The organism is Paenibacillus sp. FSL H7-0690 (genome assembly GCF_037980415.1).
Taxonomy (GTDB): domain Bacteria; phylum Bacillota; class Bacilli; order Paenibacillales; family Paenibacillaceae; genus Paenibacillus_AQ; species Paenibacillus_AQ odorifer.
Genome location: NZ_CP150281.1, coordinates 3,486,997 through 3,505,969, shown reverse-complemented (window position 1 = coordinate 3,505,969; position 18,973 = coordinate 3,486,997). Strand labels below are relative to the sequence as shown.

General features: G+C 42.7%; 14 protein-coding genes. 5 read left to right on the top strand and 9 right to left on the bottom strand.

The window, feature by feature from the left end:
- From MHI32_RS15440 to MHI32_RS15425, 4 genes are all read right to left on the bottom strand, one after another.
- Positions 1–2,652, bottom strand: a complete 2,652-nt coding sequence (locus MHI32_RS15440; RefSeq protein ID WP_340010160.1) for a discoidin domain-containing protein — start codon at positions 2,650–2,652, stop codon at positions 1–3.
- A 227-nt stretch (positions 2,653–2,879) separates the two neighbouring features.
- On the bottom strand, positions 2,880–3,803 hold the full coding sequence (locus MHI32_RS15435) for an aminoglycoside phosphotransferase family protein (protein ID WP_340010158.1): 924 nt from the start codon (positions 3,801–3,803) through the stop codon (positions 2,880–2,882).
- A 70-nt stretch (positions 3,804–3,873) separates the two neighbouring features.
- Entirely contained in the window at positions 3,874–4,893 is a 1,020-nt protein-coding gene (locus tag MHI32_RS15430) for a phosphotransferase (protein ID WP_179088134.1), read from the bottom strand.
- Positions 4,894–5,047: 154 nt separating this feature from the next.
- Entirely contained in the window at positions 5,048–5,962 is a 915-nt protein-coding gene (locus MHI32_RS15425) for an ArsR family transcriptional regulator (protein ID WP_340010156.1), read from the bottom strand.
- 174 nt (positions 5,963–6,136) lie between these two features.
- On the opposite strand from MHI32_RS15425, the gene MHI32_RS15420 reads away from it, so the two are divergent.
- Positions 6,137–7,633, top strand: a complete 1,497-nt coding sequence (locus tag MHI32_RS15420) for a glycoside hydrolase family 43 protein (RefSeq protein ID WP_340010154.1) — start codon at positions 6,137–6,139, stop codon at positions 7,631–7,633.
- A gap of 118 nt (positions 7,634–7,751) precedes the next feature.
- Here the strand turns inward: MHI32_RS15420 and MHI32_RS15415 are convergent, their stop codons facing one another.
- Both MHI32_RS15415 and MHI32_RS15410 read right to left on the bottom strand, forming a co-directional pair.
- The gene (locus MHI32_RS15415) at positions 7,752–8,603 is read right to left on the bottom strand and encodes an aldo/keto reductase (RefSeq protein ID WP_340010152.1); all 852 of its coding nucleotides are present in this window, start codon (positions 8,601–8,603) and stop codon (positions 7,752–7,754) included.
- A gap of 36 nt (positions 8,604–8,639) precedes the next feature.
- A complete protein-coding gene (locus MHI32_RS15410) occupies positions 8,640–9,605 on the bottom strand; it encodes an aldo/keto reductase (RefSeq protein ID WP_076281835.1) in 966 nt (321 codons plus the stop codon).
- A gap of 325 nt (positions 9,606–9,930) precedes the next feature.
- Between MHI32_RS15410 and MHI32_RS15405 the strand changes: the two genes are divergently transcribed.
- The 4 genes from MHI32_RS15405 (at position 9,931) to MHI32_RS15390 (ending at position 15,288) form a co-directional block, all read left to right on the top strand.
- Positions 9,931–10,605: a response regulator transcription factor gene (locus MHI32_RS15405; RefSeq protein ID WP_036677195.1), complete on the top strand. Its 675-nt coding sequence runs from the start codon at positions 9,931–9,933 to the stop codon at positions 10,603–10,605.
- Positions 10,602–11,657 carry a HAMP domain-containing sensor histidine kinase gene (locus tag MHI32_RS15400; protein WP_340010149.1) on the top strand — a complete coding sequence of 352 codons (1,056 nt, stop codon included), beginning with the start codon at positions 10,602–10,604 and terminating at the stop codon, positions 11,655–11,657. The genes MHI32_RS15405 and MHI32_RS15400 overlap by 4 nt, the downstream gene beginning before the upstream one ends.
- A gap of 119 nt (positions 11,658–11,776) precedes the next feature.
- The gene (locus MHI32_RS15395; RefSeq protein WP_340010147.1) at positions 11,777–13,528 is read left to right on the top strand and encodes an ABC transporter ATP-binding protein; all 1,752 of its coding nucleotides are present in this window, start codon (positions 11,777–11,779) and stop codon (positions 13,526–13,528) included.
- Positions 13,528–15,288 (top strand): ABC transporter ATP-binding protein, encoded by a 1,761-nt coding sequence (locus MHI32_RS15390; RefSeq protein WP_036677200.1) that lies wholly within the window; start codon positions 13,528–13,530, stop codon positions 15,286–15,288. The genes MHI32_RS15395 and MHI32_RS15390 overlap by 1 nt, the downstream gene beginning before the upstream one ends.
- A gap of 94 nt (positions 15,289–15,382) precedes the next feature.
- Here MHI32_RS15390 and MHI32_RS15385 read toward each other — a convergent pair whose 3' ends face one another.
- The 3 genes from MHI32_RS15385 to MHI32_RS15375 all read right to left on the bottom strand — a co-directional run bounded on the left by MHI32_RS15385 (position 15,383) and on the right by MHI32_RS15375 (position 18,944).
- Entirely contained in the window at positions 15,383–16,945 is a 1,563-nt protein-coding gene (locus tag MHI32_RS15385) for an ABC transporter substrate-binding protein (RefSeq protein WP_340010146.1), read from the bottom strand.
- Positions 16,946–17,035: 90 nt separating this feature from the next.
- On the bottom strand, positions 17,036–17,971 hold the full coding sequence (locus MHI32_RS15380; protein ID WP_081383287.1) for a carbohydrate ABC transporter permease: 936 nt from the start codon (positions 17,969–17,971) through the stop codon (positions 17,036–17,038).
- Positions 17,972–17,984: 13 nt separating this feature from the next.
- Entirely contained in the window at positions 17,985–18,944 is a 960-nt protein-coding gene (locus MHI32_RS15375) for an ABC transporter permease subunit (RefSeq protein ID WP_038574490.1), read from the bottom strand.
- Positions 18,945–18,973 lie beyond the last annotated feature (29 nt).

The following is an 18,973-nucleotide window of genomic DNA, read 5'->3' as shown; positions in this document are numbered from 1 at the left end:
TTATAATCCCTTCACTTCAAACTCATAGATCCGCGCTGCCGTATCGGCTCCCTGCGTAGGTTTGAGAATCAATAATTTTACATAGCGGGCTTTTACTAACGCAATTGAATCAGTCGACTCGGCAGCCGAGCTTCCTTGGACGTTGACGACATCCGTCCAGTTCGTTCCGTCACTGCTGACCTGAATCGTATAATCACTGGTATTAAAACCGGACCACTCTCCTCCGCTCTCGGCATGCTTGATAACAAAAGCGCTGAGTTGATGTTCGGCGCCAAGGTCGACCTGAAGCCAATGGGGCAGATTACCAATTGCGCACCATTTACTGTTATCCGTCACTTTACCATCTACGGCGTTAGGTGCACCTTCCTTTTCCCCGCAGGCATGATCGGCTGTTGCAGTTTTACCAAGTGCCAGATTTTTCACTGCTCCAGCTTCCTTACTCACTGTGATGAGCTCTTTTTTCGTAATTGTGTCTTGGCCCGAGCTGTTAGTTGCAGTCAGCGTCACACTATAAACGCCTTCCTGAGCGAACGTCACAACTGGGTTCTTTGATGTGCTGACCGCGGGGCTTCCGCTTTCGAAGGTCCATGACCATCCTTCTGTCACTTCAGTCGACAGGTCGGTGAAGTTTACGCTCTCGCCTGGAGCGACTAGGGTTTGATCAGTTTTGAACTCCGCAGTCGGCTTTGGATAATCCGGCCAGCTGATCTTCACGCTAGAGGATTGACCTTGCTCGTATCTTCCATTGACGGCAACAGCCTTCAATACTGTGATAGTTTCTTTGTCTATTCTTCGCATCTCAGGAACGTAAAACACATGATTTGGTGTTGCACCTATGAACATCTCACTGCCATCTGGAAGCACTCGATAGATTTCGTATTGCTTGACCTGTTGGTCAAGCTGTTTCCACTGTAATCTGGCATCTCCATAAATCCCATTGCGAAAATCAGTTTGAGTGACCTTAAGATCGCGAACCGCGGGTAGTGGTTTGATCGGGTCATTAGCATTTTGAATGGAGAGCTGGCCAATTTGAATGTTGTAATTATTAATCGCATTCTTAGAATCAAAATACAATGACAACGCTACGATCCGTTTCCCTTTGTATGGGGTCAAATTCAATGTGTCAGTTGTCCAGTCTGGCGATGTCTTATCCTTCACATTAAGGAAGATATATTGATCGGGCTGATCAGCGAATGCAAGACCAACCTTCAGGCTTGGCTTATTTTGTGTTTTGTACGTAATAGACAGCTTTGTGCTTGCTTCGATCTTAAGGTCGGTCTTGTAGAGCTTCAGATGTGTCGCATTGTTAGGGTTCAGCACGCCTGATACCTTCAGCGAACTGCCGCCGTAATAGGCATCGGACCAATCGAGTACTGGTGAAAGCGGGATACCTTTGCTGTCTGCAATCCAGCGCCAGGAGGGAAGAATATCCTGCAGACTCCGGTTGTTCCAGCCTTTATCCCGCACCTGCTTCCCTCTTACAAAATATTTCTGTCCGCTTCCCGTGTTGAAGTTGGTGGTGAAAGGCAGCTCATTGATTGGTGATGATTCGATCACATCGTTAGCGATACCTTTCCAGGCTTGATCGCTCGAGGTGTTACTCGGATTCCCGTTTGGACCCACCCAGAATTTGTTCTCGCGTACGAAGAAATCTTCCATACTCTCTGCGCTGTTAAAAGCCCAATCGGGGCGGTAAATACCAAGGGAAGTAACGGCAGGATCTTTATCCGGAAACAACAGATTCCAGTTCACCTTTGTATCGTAACCCTTGGCTTCGACATCGATGCCTGCATACAAGTCATAAGGACTTCTGCCCAAGCTTCTAGCCTTCTCTGCCGAGCTTTTAAGATCCTTCCACCAAAAGTTCAGGAACATATTGTCTGTTATTTGCTTTTTATTGTCTTGCAGGAACATCGCATTCTTGTCGTTAAGTGCATTTTGCCAACTGATACTGCCCTCATTGGTCATGGAATCATACCATACGATGTGCATAGAATTTGACTTGTGTGACTCCAAATAACTTAGGAAAGCTTGCATTTGCTGTGCGTCAGCCGGCGTTCCGCCCTCAGTCTCCTGGTTAATAAACCAGCCGTCAAATCCGTAATGGCTCGCAACCTGGATCAACTTGTCAGCAGCAGGAAAGGATCCGTCACTATTCTGCTGAAGCATCTGCTTGACCCATTCATACTTCCCGCCATATACGGTTGGTGGGAAGAATACCGTTCCAATGATCGGCACCCCATTTTTATGAGCCGCGTCGATCGTATCAGCGCTTGGAGGTACGATGATCCCTTCGCCCGTGGAACCACCCCAATAGACCAGCTTGTCAACATATTGCCAATAGGTAAATGTGTTAGCTTCGAATTTGCTTGAACCCTGCGATGGAACTCCGCTTGTTCCCGGGTTCAGTGCTGATAAAGCCATGACTTTTGGCGTTTTGGTTGCATAAGCGTTGACTCCATCTGCTACAAAACGGTCCTGCAGCGGCACTGTGCTCCGGTTAAATGCGGCATCCGGGTCAGATGCCGGACTCCACTGAAGCAATTGCTCCGGAAACCAATAGGATGAATAAGGCTGTTTCGCGAACGCAGTTGTGGATAAGGCTGCGCACATCACAAGTAAGAATATAAAACCTGCCCCAATCTTTTTCATGCCATACTCCTCCAATCGATTAATTAAATGATTGCGCTTACATTTTATCAAGTTGGACAAAGCTATAGATAGTGGATTAATGGCAAGTTCAGGTGCATTTATTACAGGTCGTCAGCCTAGGCTATAATCCCAGTGGGGAATTTGCTCCTAGAAATTTGATATTTATATACAAAAAGCCGCAATTATGCGGCTATTAAATGTATAGGATAAGGTAAAGCGTTCAGTTATTACGCTTTTAGGTTTAAAAGAAAATGCCGTGTGTCCTGATAAGCATCTGTCCAGCCCATCTTAGCATAGAATCGAAGTCCATCGAGTCCCTTAAAATAATAGGCACCGATTAGCCGCTCCTCAAAATTCGGGGTCACTATTCTAGCTTTCTTTTGATAATTTTGATATGTGTTAATGACATCACACCAAGGCATATGCTTGTCGAGAATCGCAAGGTCTATGAGAGAATCGCCATACATGCAATTTCCATCAATAATGCCGGTTATCCGTGTTCCGTTGGACAACATATTCCACTGTTGAAAATCTCCGTGTATAAAGCTTCTATTAGATTCATTATAGGATACATAGGTCATCAAACGACTATAGATTTCTTCGTATACGTCTCTTTCCAAGCAAGACGTGCGGAAGAGTTCATGCCAATTCTCCCAGAATGTCCCCGTCTGATCTTCCGCATTTACGGCAATGACGAAGTCTTTCCAAGATGAATAGGAACCATTGCCGTCAGGTCCGATCCAACCATAACCGTTAGTTCCCCCAATATCCGCTTCGGCCATTCTTGTTAAAATGCCGATAATTTCTGGCATCAGACGGGTTTGTTCCTCTGCTGTACAATCGGATAGATTGCGACCTTCCATTCGCTCCATGATCAAATAGGCTAACTGATTAGTCCTCCCTAACCCCAAACATTTTGGGAAAGGGATACCTTGGTCGAGTAGCAAATTAGATACAAATTGTTCGGTCTCATATGCTCGTTCCAAATCGCTGAATTTCACAACATAGTCTTTTCCTTCTAAAATAAAAGAAAACACGTTGCTTATATTGCCGCCAGACAACGGTGTAATCTCAGCCGCTCCCTGTCCAAGATGATTCCACAGTACTTTTTCAATTTCACTCATGGTCAATTCCGGTTTTTCGTAAGCCATTTTTACTCCAACTCCTGCTTATTTGAGTCTACTATGAATTTATCCGCAGCATATCAAAAACACCATCATCCTAAATATCTCGTTCCTCATACTCAAAGGGTTCATCACATGAGTAAATTTCATGGAAAAATCCTACATATGGGATATCGTCTTCTAGACATTTTATACGATATGACAGCTCTTCATCGCATTCCGGCTCTTCACCATTGTTCCGCATTACCTCGAATGCATCAACGATGTTTTCCATGAGGGTTACTTGGATAAATAATGGCAATGTGTCTAACATCGAATCTTCGATCCTGGTCTCGGATCTGTAGCCATCAAGGACTGTTTTAAAATAATCATCCATAAACTTTTTGCGTTTATCAGTGTCTTGTTCAAATTGTATCCAGCCCACTCCAAGTGTCCAGAGATTTGCCAGGTCATACATATACCAACAAAAGCAGGAGTTATCGAAATCAAAAACAGTTATTTGCCCTGTATCAAAATCGATCATATAATTCCCATCGCAGTAATCAAAATGAACCATCCCAAAAGACTCGTGATTCCTGTCCATCCCTTCTAAGGTTGTTAAGAGATCTACCAGTTTCTCCTTCAAAAGAGATAACGAGTTAGGTATTAGCTTATCTATATAATCGGCATTGTATTTATCAAAAAAATCATACCGGGAATGGACAGGTGTATAACCCTTCGACAATTGATGCATTTTCCCAAGAACTTTGCCACAGTTATAATAGTATTCCGTAATAGGAACGCCTTCCCGATACTGATAATTATTTTCCGCGAGCATCCCCCCCTTGGCCTTTTCAAACAAGCAGACAAAAAAGGTATGATTATTAAGAGTTATCGTTTCCAGCAGATTCCCCTTCTGGGAGTTGACCACATTCGAAACACTGCCGCCATGCTCGTACAAATACCTGATATATTCCACTTCACCCAAAATATCTTCTCGGCTTCTGTCACTTAAAAAGGCAATTCTGATTATTTTTGCTTCAGAATCAGCTTTATCACAGTTATATGCGACATTCCGTCCTCCTTCATGTGCATTGATAAGCCTGATTTCATAACCTTCCAATCCGTACAATTCCATCACTAATGGAAGTAAGTGTGTATCAGCGATTTTAATAACCTCGTTATAATTCAGAATATCTCTCCTCTCAACTTCTTCAATATATGGATAGTTTACCAGTTCCAGCAGATAAACAGGATGGAGAAAACAACTATAACTGAACTATCCTGCTTCATTAGGTCATCGTTCCTAGGTACACACGAATTAAAATATCTTGGTTATGGTTACCGAATCCAGCCCCATAAAGTGTCAAACCACCAACATTAACAGCCTTCTCGTCAACTGCGAACCGAAGCGTCCAGAATTGTTCCCGTAGCAAAATATCTGCGACAGTAATGTCCGACATCCTTTCTTCATCAATAAATGTGCCCGAAGTGTCAATGCGGATCGTCTTCAATAACCCGTATTGATTTACATTCCGATGCCACCAATCCGGAGTATATATGCCTCGTGCCGCTCTTCCAAAGTCTGCCGGACTGGTCCAAGTTCCAAGCTTCACACCGTTAAAAAAGAACTCAATATCCGAAGGCCAATGATCTCTCAAGCCTGGCGCTTCAGAAGCAATTTCCATTGAAATCTCGATGGCCTCGGGCATTTGACCGGGAAGTAAGTAGTTAGGCGTTTTGTACTCTACGTAACCTCTCCCAAACCACAAAATGCCGGCGTTGACCCGCTCGGGATCGAGAAAATAGCGGGGATCGTCCCAAACCCCAATCTCTTTCTCTTGTGTCCCAAGACCACATGTAGGATGGACATCAAACGAGGTATAATGACCGACTGAAATGGTCTGCTCTCTGATCCTCGGGGTTTGAGTGGCAGTGGGGAGTTCGATTTCAACTCTTTTTTGTTTAAGGAAACACATTTTGTGCGTTCCTCCGTTTAGGCGTACCCTGTGGCTTCCTGTAAGTCCAGCTTGTTCGAGCTTTCGGATATGCATAGTAACTATGGAAGGACTAAGCTCTAACTTAGCCGCGATCTCCTTCACATTCATTTCATTATCTGCAATGAGGCTCATAATCCTCCATCTGACTTCGCTTGCCAACGCTTCATATAACGCGATGAATTTTGCTTCGCCGTTTGCTTTGATCATCATCATAATCACCTGACCTGTGCTTATTGAAATTACATATATATTAATTTAATAAATATAACGTACATCTTCAACCCCGATTCATTGAAAACCTATAAGCAATAGTGTTTAATTTTCTTAGTAGTTAAATATATTGAATTCTTATTTATATGAATTTATTAATGAGGTGGAGAAATGAAATACAATAACCCGGTCATCAAAGGGTTTTATCCTGATCCCAGCGCATGTAAAGTTGAAGACACTTATTATTTGGTCTGCAGTTCCTTTCAGTATTTTCCCGGTGTTCCGATTTTTGAAAGCAAAGATTTAATTAATTGGACCCAAATCGGTCATTGCTTAACCCGAAAGAACCAGATTCAACTGGATACTGTGGACAGCTCCGGTGGTGTATTCGCCCCCACCCTGCGGTACAATAATGGACGATTCTACATGACGACCACTAATGACACTCTGCGCCAGAACTTCTATGTCTGGACTGACAATATTTACGGCGAATGGTCTGATCCGATTAATGTAGATCAAGGCGGTATTGATCCGGATTTGTATTTTGAAGACGGCAAAACGTATTTCATGAGTAATGGGACAGACGATTACGGAGTTAATGGTATTGTCCAATGTGAAATTGAAATTGAAACTGGGCAGAAGCTGTCGCCAAGCCGTTCAATCTGGCAAGGATCCGGTGGGCGTTATTTGGAGAGTCCTCATTTATACAAAATTAATGGACAATACTATCTGCTAGCTGCTGAGGGTGGAACCGAATATGGGCATATGGTTACTTATGCAAGGGGCAATTCTCCTGCTGGTCCATTCGAAGCCTATCCGCATAATCCCGTATTGACTAATCGAAATTTAGGCGGTTACGAGCTTCAGGGAGTTGGACATGGAGATTTGGTACAAGACCATGAGGGGGATTGGTGGCTGTTACATCTTGGATTCCGGCAGACTGGCCAGTATCTCACCTATCACCATTTGGGGCGCGAGGTTTTTCTAACTCCGATTACCTTTGGCGAGGATGGATGGTTTACAGCAGGTCAGGAAGGTACCACACTTATAAGTTTCGAGACTGATCGTATTGCGGACACAGTCATTCAGCAGGAGAAAAGAGTCTTTACGTTCGAGAACACAGATTGGAATTTAGACTGGTGTTACCTGCGTCACCCGGTTACAGAAAATTATCGGTTAGAAGCTGATAAAATAAAGCTTAAAGGAACTGCAGTTACGTTAGATATCCCGGCTACTCCGACATTTATTGGTATTCGTCAAAAAGATTTTAACGCAATTATTTCGTGCCAAGTCAGCCTTACGAATGGTGAAGCCGGAATTACACTTTACATGGACGAAAATCACCATTATGATTTGGCCTTGCGTAAACATCCAGAGGGTTATGAGATTATCGAACGGCTGAATATCGGAGATATCAAATCCATTGAAAAAACAAAAAATATAGGTCAGTGCAACCATGCTTCATTAGTTGTCAAAAGCAGTCCAACGCATTATCAATTTTATATCCAGGTAGACGGTATTGAGATTTTACTCGGAGCTGCGCAAACCAAATATCTATCCTCTGAAATAGCCGGAGGATTCACAGGTGTGCTTATTGGTTTGTACGCCACTGGAGAAGATCAAGATTATAATGCGATATTCACAAGCTTTAGCTGCCTTTATTCTTAAACCTTCAAATTAAAATGAACTGTTCAAGGCTAGGGGTGTTCATATAAATAAAAGATGGGTTAACCCCTTAATTATGGTTAACCCATCATTTATAAAAACCAACAAGATCCTAAGAAAATTAGATATACAGCTTCCTGGTACTTAACGCTTTTACCATTACAGGATCTCTATGTGAAAAGAACAAGCTCTCTTTTGTGTCTAACAGCGTAATTTTTTCTATATCCTCTGAGTGTAATTCAAAGTCAAAGATATTAAAGTTTTCAATTATTCTTTCTTTCCGGACAGATTTTGGAATCACAACAACTCCTCTTTGCGTCAACCAGCGTAAAACCACTTGGGCAACAGATTTATTATATTTTTGGGCTATTGATACTAAAACTTCGTTCTGGAACATGTTGTTTTTACCTTCAGCAAATGGACCCCATGATTCAATCTGAACATTGTTTTCTTTCATGAATGCAGCACTTTCAATTTGTTGGCAGAAGGGATGTGTCTCAACTTGATTAACTGCAGGAGTTACTTCATTATGAATAATCAAATCAATCAGACGATCGTTCTGGAAGTTACTTACGCCAATCGCTCTTATTTTTCCTTCACGGTACAATTCCTCAAGCGCCCGCCAAGAACCATGCACATCGCCAAATGGCTGATGAATTAAATACAAATCCAAATAATCAAGTTGCAATCTTGAAAGGGATTTTTCAAATGCTTCCTTTGTACGTTCGTATCCTGTATCTTGAACCCATAATTTCGTAGTAATAAATAGATCCTCTCTTAGTACTCCACTCCGTTTGATGGCTCTTCCCACCGCTTCTTCGTTTAGGTATGAGGCTGCGGTATCTATCAGTCGATAACCTGACATGATCGCATCGTAAACAGCTTGTTCACATTCAGCTTCATCTTGAATTTGAAAAACCCCAAAACCAAGTATCGGCATTTCAACACCATTGTTCAAAATAACTTTTTGCATAAAAAATCCTCCTATTAGTTGATGATATAGCTCTATTTAAAAGTGTGAACTATCAATATCCATTTTAGACAAAGCTTCATTTAGACTATCTACATCTTCCTTTGTTAATTTGAGATCAGCTCCATATAGGTTTTCTTCTAATCTGTTTAATTTTGTAGTGCCTGGAATTGGAATGATATATGGTTTTTGAGCTAATTCCCACGCGAGTACGACTTGAGCTGGTGTTGCATTTTTACTTTTTGCAACTTGAGTAATTAAATCTAATAACACTTGATTATGATCAATCACATCAGGTTTGAATCTTCCCATGAAACTTCGATAGTCACCTTCATCATATTTGGTTTCCTTGGTATATTTACCACTTAAGAAACCATTTCCTAATGGACTGTAAGCGATAAAAGCAATTCCTAACTCTTCACAAAGCTCAAACAACTCTTTTTCCGGTTCACGCCACATCATGGAGTACTGATTTTGGGTTGCAGTAATCGAACATACAGCATGTGCTCGTTTCATATAATCAATCGGTGCATTAGAGACTCCCCATGTTTTAATCTTCCCTTCAGCTATTAAATCTTTCATTGTTTCTGCGACAGCTTCAGGTTCGACATTCGGATCCACTCGGTGCTGATAATATAAATCAATGCAATTGACCTTCAACCTTTTTAATGAGCCTTCTATTTGTTCACGAATAGAATCTGGTGTGCTATTCAAAATAAGTTGAGGTTGACCGTCTACAGCTTCTTGTCCTAAAATTCCAAATTTAGTTGCAATCACAACTTGATCTCTTAGTGGTGCAAGGGCTTCGCCTACTAATTCCTCATTGGAATCTCCATAAAAAGCAGCAGTATCAAAGAAATTACATCCTAGTTCAACTGCTCTGCGAATTAATTTAACCATTTCATTACGATCGGCTGGCTTTCCATAGGCATGATCCATTCCCATACAGCCAAGCCCTATTGCCGAAACTTCCAAGCCACTATTTCCTAATTTACGCATTTGCATCTGTGATCTTCCTTTCGCATGAAGTTCAGTCAAAGTTCAACGTTCGACGTAGTCTGCATTATTTTCAGCACGTTAATCCAGCTAAATTAGTTTGGGTACTATTTTAGTATGCAACAGTTTTTCACAAAACAGATATCATAATAGTATTAAATCATTGCCTATTCCTCTCATTTCATTGAAACCTCCCTATGTATGAGTTACTTTATGGCGACTACAAGGATTTAAAACCAAATCTTAAGATTAGATAAATATTGATTCTGCTCCCTTTAAAACAAAATCCTAACAGGTAATAATGGATACAAACCTACTATTGGAGTGAACAGTAATGATTAACATACTCGTAGTTGAAGATGATAAGCATGTAAGAAGACTTCTTGAAGCTGTTCTGAAACGCGAAGGATATGATGTTGTAACTGCTGAAGACGGAGTTAAAGCTTTGGAGGTCCTTGATTCACAGCATATTGATCTAATCATTCTGGATATCATGATGCCTAATATGGATGGTTATGAATTCGCCAAGGAAGTAAGAGATGCCGATAGCTTGGTCCCCATTCTTATGGCTACAGCAAAACAGCTGCCTGAAGATAAGAAAAAGGGGTTCCGGATTGGAACTGATGATTATATGACCAAACCCATTGATACCGAAGAAATGCTGCTCAGAATCCAAGCGCTGCTTCGCCGTTCGCAAATCGCAAGTGCCCGTAAATTAGTAGTGGGTAAAGTGATCCTTGATTATGACGCATTGACAGTAACCCGGGAGGACGAGAAACAAACGCTTCCGCAAAAAGAATTCTATTTGTTGTATAAGTTGTTGTCCTATCCTGAACGGATTTTCACGCGCATCCAGCTTATGGACGAGATATGGGGCATGGAAAGTGAAAGTACGGATACAACCGTTAATGTGCACATTAATCGTTTGCGGAAACGGTTTGACGCTTATCCAGAGTTTGAACTGGTTTCCGTCAGAGGTCTTGGATACAAGGCGGTGCGAAGCCAGTGAGCAAAATAAGTAACAAGCTCAGCAACAGAATCAGCCTTCCCATCTATTTTTCCCTTATCATATTTTTCATCTTTCTTATTACCGTTGTGATTACAGGACTACTCTTCTTTCTCGCACAGGTTTTTGGTTTGTTGAACGAAGAGCTTGCCCAGGATGGATTCGTACTACCCATAATGGTATTAATCGCTTGTACAATTATCGGTACCACGATATCAGCCATCACAAGCCGGAAAATGGTAAAATCCATCCGGATATTTATAGAGGCCACAGAGCGTCTTGCCAGTGGTGACTTCTCCATGCGGCTCCAGCTCAAAAGCCCGCCAGAGTTTGAAATTCTATCAGAGAACTTTAACCGGATGGCTGAAGAGCTTGGGGGTATCGAAATTCTGCGAACTGATTTTGTAAACAATTTTTCCCATGAATTCAAAACACCGATTGTATCTATTAAAGGGTTTGCCGAAGTCTTAAAGAACGATGATCTTACCAAAGAAGAACGGAATGAATATCTAGATATTGTCATTGAGGAGTCGACCAGACTTGCCTCCCTTGCTTCGAATGTACTGGAGCTGACGCAGGTTGAGACGCAAAAGATTCTGACAAACAAAATGAGGTTTAACGTTGGGGAACAAATTCGCCAATCTGTGCTTTTGCTGGCTGCCAAATTTGAGAAGAAGCACCTGAAGCTGAATGTTAATATTCAGGATTATGAACTCTCCGGCAATAAAGAGCTTTTAAATCAGGTTTGGTTAAATTTATTGGATAACGCGATCAAATTCACTCCTGAGCATGGTGAAATTGAAGTTAACATGAAGAAAAACGAAGATAACCTGGTGATTCTAGTTCGTGACTGCGGAAGCGGTATTCATCCTGAGGCTCTTCCCAAGATATTCGATAAATTTTATCAGCAGGATACTTCCCATTCGACTGCGGGTAATGGACTTGGATTAGCAATTGTTAAAAAAATCATTCATCTACACAATGGGACCATTTCTTGCGAAAGCATTCCATTACAAGAAACTACATTTACAGTTACGATTCCGATTGGAATGTAGTACGAGCCCTGGAGAACCTCATCGTTCTTTCAGGGTTTTTTCATTTTTCAGAAAAGTTAACTTTCAGTTTATCTTCTTTCGTTATCATTTAAGCAACGCCACATAAAGGAGTCAGATGTATGGTAACTATACTTAAGTACTTAAAACCGAAGGAATGGACCCTAATCGGTATCAGTATCCTGTTCATTGTCACACAGGTATGGCTGGATCTGGAATTGCCCGGTTATATGAGCAAGATTACTCGTCTTGTACAGATACCAGGAAGTGAAATGAGCGAAATCATTGCAGCCGGAGGCTGGATGTTGCTCTGTGCCCTCGGCAGCTTAGCTACATCAATCATAGTGGCAGGGATCGCCGCTAAAATTGCCGCCAACTTCTCTTCAAGATTACGCTCTAAATTGTTTGATAAGGTACAATCTTTTTCTATGGAAGAAATCAACAACTTCTCAACAGCTAGTTTAATTACCCGTTCAACGAATGACATTACGCAAGTGCAAATGCTGATTGTCATTGGTCTGCAACTGCTGGTGAAGGCTCCCATCCTTGCCGTTTGGGCAATGCTCAAAATTACAGGCAAGAGTTGGCAGTGGTCGCTTGCTACCGGTGTCGCCATTGGGGTATTGATTCTTATTGTCGGCATAGTGATCGTGCTAGTGCTTCCGAAATTCCAAAATTTGCAGCAACTGACTGATAATCTTAATCGTGTTGCAAGAGAGAATCTTACCGGCCTTCGTGTCATTCGTGCGTATAATGCGGAAAGTTACCAGGAAGATAAATTTAGCGTAGCCAACAGCGAGCTTACCCGAACGAATTTATTCGCCAATAATGTACTGTCCATGATGATGCCAAGTATTTCTCTGATTATGAGCGGTTTAAGTCTCGCAATATATTGGATTGGTGCTATTTTGATTCAAAATGCCAATGGTACGGCGAAGATGGGCTTATTTTCAGATATGATTGTCTTCTCATCCTATGCAATGCAGGTGGTTATGGCATTTATGATGCTGATCATGATTTTTATCCTGATGCCTCGTGCCCATGTATCCGCTAAAAGAATCAATGAAGTGCTGGATACTAAGCCAAGCTTAGAGAACGGATCACTTACTTCCTCCAAGGCAAATCGGTTGGGTGAGGTCGAATTCAAAAATGTCAGCTTTAAATATCCGGATGCAGAAGAATACGTTATTGAAGATATCAGCTTTACGGTGAAAAAAGGAGAAACTGTAGCCTTCATCGGTTCAACCGGATGCGGAAAAAGTACCGTCGTGAACCTGATTCCTCGCTTTTATGATGCTACAGCAGGTGAAGTGTTGGTGGATGGAATTAATGTTAACCAATATGAGCAAACTGCACTGCGCAATAAAATGGGATATGTATCTCAGAAAGCGATTTTGTTTGGCGGCACGGTGAGCTCTAATGTTGCTTTTGGCGATAATGGCAGTGATCTGTCCTCGGATGTTGTTGATGCCATTTTCACCTCTCAAGCTTCAGATTTTGTTGAAAAGATGGAAGGAAGCTACGAGGCTCATGTCTCTCAAGGCGGTACGAACTTGTCTGGCGGTCAAAAACAACGTCTTTCCATTGCCCGAGCCATTGCCCGTCGTCCTGAAATATTAATCTTCGACGATTCCTTCTCAGCGCTTGATTATAAGACGGATCGCAAATTGCGAAGTGAATTGAAGAAAAAATCCAGCGGTACAACGATACTAATCGTTGCCCAACGGATCGGTACAATCAAAGACGCAGACAAAATCATTGTACTGGAAGCCGGACGAATGGCAGGCATGGGAACACATGATGAATTGATGCAGACCTGTGATGTCTACCAAGAGATTGCTTACTCACAACTTTCAAAGGAGGAGCTAGCTTAATGAACAAAAGCAAAGAGCAACTCAACACGTGGAGCAAACTTCTCCACTATTGCAGAAAATATATCCCTGTAGTTCTTATAGCTATTATTAGTGCAGCAATCGGTACGGTTCTGACTCTGCTTGGACCGGATAAGCTTTCGGAGATGACAGACTTGATCACGGCCGGCCTCGTCACCGGAATTGATATGGAAGCAGTAACTTCTATCGGCCTTTTCCTTGTATTTATCTATATCCTTAGCGCTGTGTTATCTTTGGTACAAGGATTAATTATGTCCGCAGTTACGCAAAAGGTCTCCAAAAACTTAAGAGCCGATCTCTCACGCAAAATGAACAAACTTCCGATCTCTTATTATAATAATTCTACAACCGGTGACATCCTGTCCCGGGTTACCAACGATGTGGATACGATCGGGCAAGCTTTAAACCAAAGCGTAGGCACATTGGTAACTGCCCTTGCCCTCTTTACGGGATCCATCATCATGATGTTCAAAACAAATGTGATCATGACTATTACGGCGGTAGTTGCAACTATCATTGGCTTTGGCCTCATAGCGGCAATTATGAAAAAATCCCAAAAGTATTTTCAAAGTCAGCAAGAATACTTAGGGAAAATCAATGGCCATGTGGAGGAAGTATATACAGGACATACTGTAGTGAAAGCCTACAATGGTGAATCACAAATGCGCAATACATTTGAATCCCTGAATATGAATCTTAAAGATAGTGCATTTAAAGCGCAGTTCCTATCCGGTCTTATGATGCCGATTATGATGTTTATAGGCAATCTAGGTTTTGTGGCCGTTTGTGTAGTTGGTGCTGTACTTGCTATGAACGGAACGATATCCTTTGGGGTCATTGTAGCCTTTATACTGTATGTCCGTTACTTTACACAACCGCTCTCTCAGATTGCTCAAGCCGCACAAAGTCTGCAATCGGCTTCCGCAGCAAGCAAACGTGTCTTTGAGTTCCTCGATGCTGATGAAATGGACAATGAAAGTCATAAAGAAAGACATCTTAAAACTGCAGTGGGCAAAGTGGATTTTGAACATGTGCAATTTGCTTATGAAAATTCAGATAAACTTGTGATTAAAGATTTTTCTGCAGAGATTAAGCCTGGGCAAAAAATTGCTATAGTCGGTCCTACCGGCGCAGGTAAAACTACACTGATAAATCTTCTAATACGGTTTAATGAATTAAAGGGCGGAGAAATATATATTGATGATACCCCCATCAGCAGCTTAACAAGAGAAAACATCCATGATCTATTCTGTATGGTCTTGCAGGACACCTGGCTTTTTGAGGGCACTATCAGGGAAAATCTAGTGTACAACAAAACAGGTGTAACCGATAAAGAAGTTGAAGATGCTTGTAAGTCGGTAGGCTTGCATCATTTCATTCAGACCTTAAGTGCCGGTTACAATACCATACTAAATGACAAGGTTAATTTATCCACCGGCCAAAAGCAACAGCTTACCATCGCCCGCGCGATGCTCAAAAATGCTCCAATGCTCATCCTCGATGAAGCTACAAGCTCAGTCGATACAAGAACAGAGCTCTTGATTCAGCAGGCAATGGATAAGCTTATGGAAGGAAGAACCTCCTTTGTTATTGCGCATAGACTCTCAACCATTAAGAACGCCGATGTGATTCTGGTTCTGAAGGAAGGCGATATTCTGGAAAGCGGCAGCCACGAAGAACTACTTGCCAAAAATGGTTTCTATGCGGAGCTTTATAATAGCCAATTTGATCAAGCCTCTTAAAGCCTAGTTGAACTGTGAATTATATAGCGAAAGGACCTGCTTATTGTTCAGTATAAGAACAATAAGCAGGTCCTTTGTTCGCTATGAACGCATATTACCTACTGGCAAGGAATTCATCAAGCTGTTTTTGCTTTTCAGCAATGACTTTATCTAGGCCGGCCGATTTTTGGGCGGCGATAAATTTCGGCAATTCTTTGTCCAGATCAACCGATCCGGTCTCAAGCATCTTTTGATATTCTCTTAGAACGTTTGCTAGTGCTCCGACTTCGGATTTGACTGGCTCGCTGTCAAAGGTGAAGCCCAGTGCCGGCGATGATTTAGCGCCTTCGTTGAACTTTTTGAACTGCTCCCACTTGTCTGGAGCTTCCGAACTCCAGACATAGTTCAGGAATTGATTTCCCAGCTCCCAAGCGACGCCCGGCGCGTACTGTCCTGACTTCTCCGTCTGCGTCATAACATTACCATTAAGTGTAAAGTGTGTACCTTCAATACCGAAGTTAAGCAGATTAATAATCTCTTGATCTGTATGAAGCAGGTTAATCAGCATCATGGCGCGTTCCGGGTTCTTAGACGTTGATGAGATGGCTAACATGGCGCCGGTAGTCTCCGATGTGGCGACCGTTTTACCTGTCAGAGTAATTTGGGCAAGCTTGCCATCAAGTCCTGTCGCGGATGCGATTTCCTCTGCTTTGCCTGGCTTGAGAGGCTCTACAGTGGAGAATACGTTGCCAGTCTTATAAGCATCAAGGGATGACGTTTGGGAAGTGGCCGCATCTTTGTTAAGATACCCCTTCTGGAAGAAATCACGGGTTACTTTTAATGCATTTAAGTATTGGGGATACTCTTCGGCCGGTTTGACTGTCGCTTCCGTGCCATTCTTATCGATAGCGCCAGGTATCGTCGTATCACCTAAAAAATCCAATTCCACAAAGGAGTGAGAGGCGAACGTGCCACCCGTTGTATACAGCGGATACATGGTTGGCTTCTTCTCTTTAACGATCTTATAAACAGCATCTAAATCTTCGATTTTTTGCACTTTACTCATGTCGATGCCGAGTTCATCGGCAATGTCCTTCCGGTACACAATGCCCCCTGACGATGCCAATTCTTTATTAGTAGGGACTGCATAATTTTTGCCGCCGATTTTGGAGCCATCTAGAAAAGCTGGATCCAAGCTATCCTTAATGCCCTGGCCATACTGATCGAGCAAGGGACCGAGATCTAAGTAAGCACCTTTGGCAACGTTCTTTGCATACCCGTTCCATGAGGCTGTAAATAGAATGTCTACGGGCTCTCGAGAAGCGATGATGAGGTTAGTCTTATCATCCCATGCTCCCCAATCGATTGGTGCGATATCTACCGTCGCGTTTATTTTTTCGGTCAAGATCTTGTTCAGCGCTTCCTCGACGATAGCCTCGTCCGCCTGTGGAGCTCCTTCGTAGACCAGCTTTAGTTTATAGGGCTCCAGCTTCGAGGGCTCATTGGATGTGTTATCGGTGGTTGAGTTCGCTGATGAGCTCGGTGTGGCGCCTTCTTTTCCGACATTATCCGGTGTAGCGTTGTTCGAGTTGTTTGAATTGCCGCAAGCCGTAGTGGCTAATGCTGAAATAAGCATCAGTGTAAGAAGCAGTGAAGCCTTGCTTTTCGTATCCTTCATTTTCAAGTAATCCCCCCATAAAATAGAATGATATGCTAAACCATATACTGGTTTTAGCAGTTTCCGTGCCCACGTAAGTGATCGGCAATCTTAGCCTTTAACGGAGCCTACTGTCAGGCCTCTGATAAAGTATTTCTGGAAGAACGGGTAAGCAAATACGATAGGTCCAACACCTACAACCACCATCGCCATACGCACGGTTTCACTTGGGAAGTTGATCATTCCGCCAGCTCGGGTAATTTCAGCCATCGCGTTCGGGTTACTGGATAAGTACTGGATGTTGACCATCATCTTGTAAAGAAAGTACTGCACGGATATATTGTGGTTGTCTGTAATAAACATTAGGCTTAGGAACCAGTCGTTCCAGTATGTCAGTGTTTGGAACAGTGCAACGGTTGCCAGAACCGGCAGAGATAATGGCAATACAATTCGGATAAATATCCGTAGCTCCCCTGCCCCATCTATTTTTGCTGACTCCAGCACAGCTTCAGGTACGGTCTCCTTAAAGAAAGTGCGCATGATCAGTACCCAGAATGCGGACATGATCAGCGGCATGATCAGTGCCCAAAGTGTATCTTTTAATTCCAGCATCTGTACGTATACCAAGTACCAAGGGACTAAGCCGCCGGAAATCAGCATCGTTAGAAAAACAAAAAATGTAAAATACTTAGCCTGCGGAAAATTATTCCGTGAAATGGGGTACGCATACAGAGCTATTATGATGACACTTAGTATCGTACCTATCACCGTGACGGTTAGTGAGATTCCATAGGAATGAACGATTTGACTGATATCTTTCATTAGGAATCGATAGGCTGCCAGATTGAAATTTTCGGGCATAAATCGATATCCGTGTGTCATAACGGACTGCTCATCGGAGAACGATACCGAAAGAATCAGCAAAAGCGGTAGGATACAGAGCGCCGAATAGATGACAAAGAAGATGTTGATGAGGGTTGACGCCCATCCCGACAGCTGATTCTTTGGATTGGACCCAGATAAGGATTTACTCATTGTATTGGTCATAAGGGCTCCTCTCTTAGAACAGCGCGTTCTCGCGGTTAAAGCGGCGAACGACCCAATTAGATACAAAAACCAAGATGAAACCAACGACTGATTGGAACAGGCCTGCTGCTGAGGAAAGTCCGATATCCCCAACGGTCAGGAAGGTGCGGTAGACATAGGTATCGATAACGTTTGTCACAGGGAACAATGCCCCCGATTCACGTGGCACTTGGAAGAATAGGCCAAAGTCGGCATTGAAGATCCGGCCAACCTGCAGCAAAGTCATAATCGTGAGGACAGGCATGATCAAGGGAATCGTGATTTTCTTGATCTGTTGCCACTTATTTGCCCCATCAATTGTCGCGGCTTCGTAGTACTCCTCGTCGATACCAATGATTGCTGCCATATACACAACCGTGTAGTACCCCATGTTCTTCCACGTGTTAATGATCGGCAAAACGATCGGCCACACTTCTTTCGTGAAGTACCAGCGTACGGAATCAAGACCAAGCGCCGGCAGCAACGTGCCGTTGAAGTATCCTCGCTCGTCGCTCATGAACCCATATACTAAGTACGAGATGACGATCATCGACAGGAAGTATGGCAGGAACATGATCGTTTGGTGTAGCTTCGAGAGGAAGCGGTTTTTCATCTCGTTAAGCATCAAGGCGAACCCTAGAGGAAGCGCCATGTTCAATACAATAAACAGCGAATTATAAAGCAATGTGTTGCGAATGATGATGTACGAATCCTTCGAGGCAAACAAATATTCGAAATTCTTCATCCCTGTCCATGGGCTTCCCAGGATTCCGTCCTGGTAATTGATTGTTTTAAAGGCAATAACGATCCCGAACAAAGGGATGTAGTTATTTATTACAAGCAGAACGATTCCCGGCAGCATCATTGCGTAGAACATCCAGTAAGTACGAAGATTCTTCACGATGGAAAAATTACGTACAGTACGTATTGGTTTCCTATTTGTAGGAAGCGGCATAGCTTTCAATAGAGTTGTTGCACTCCTTT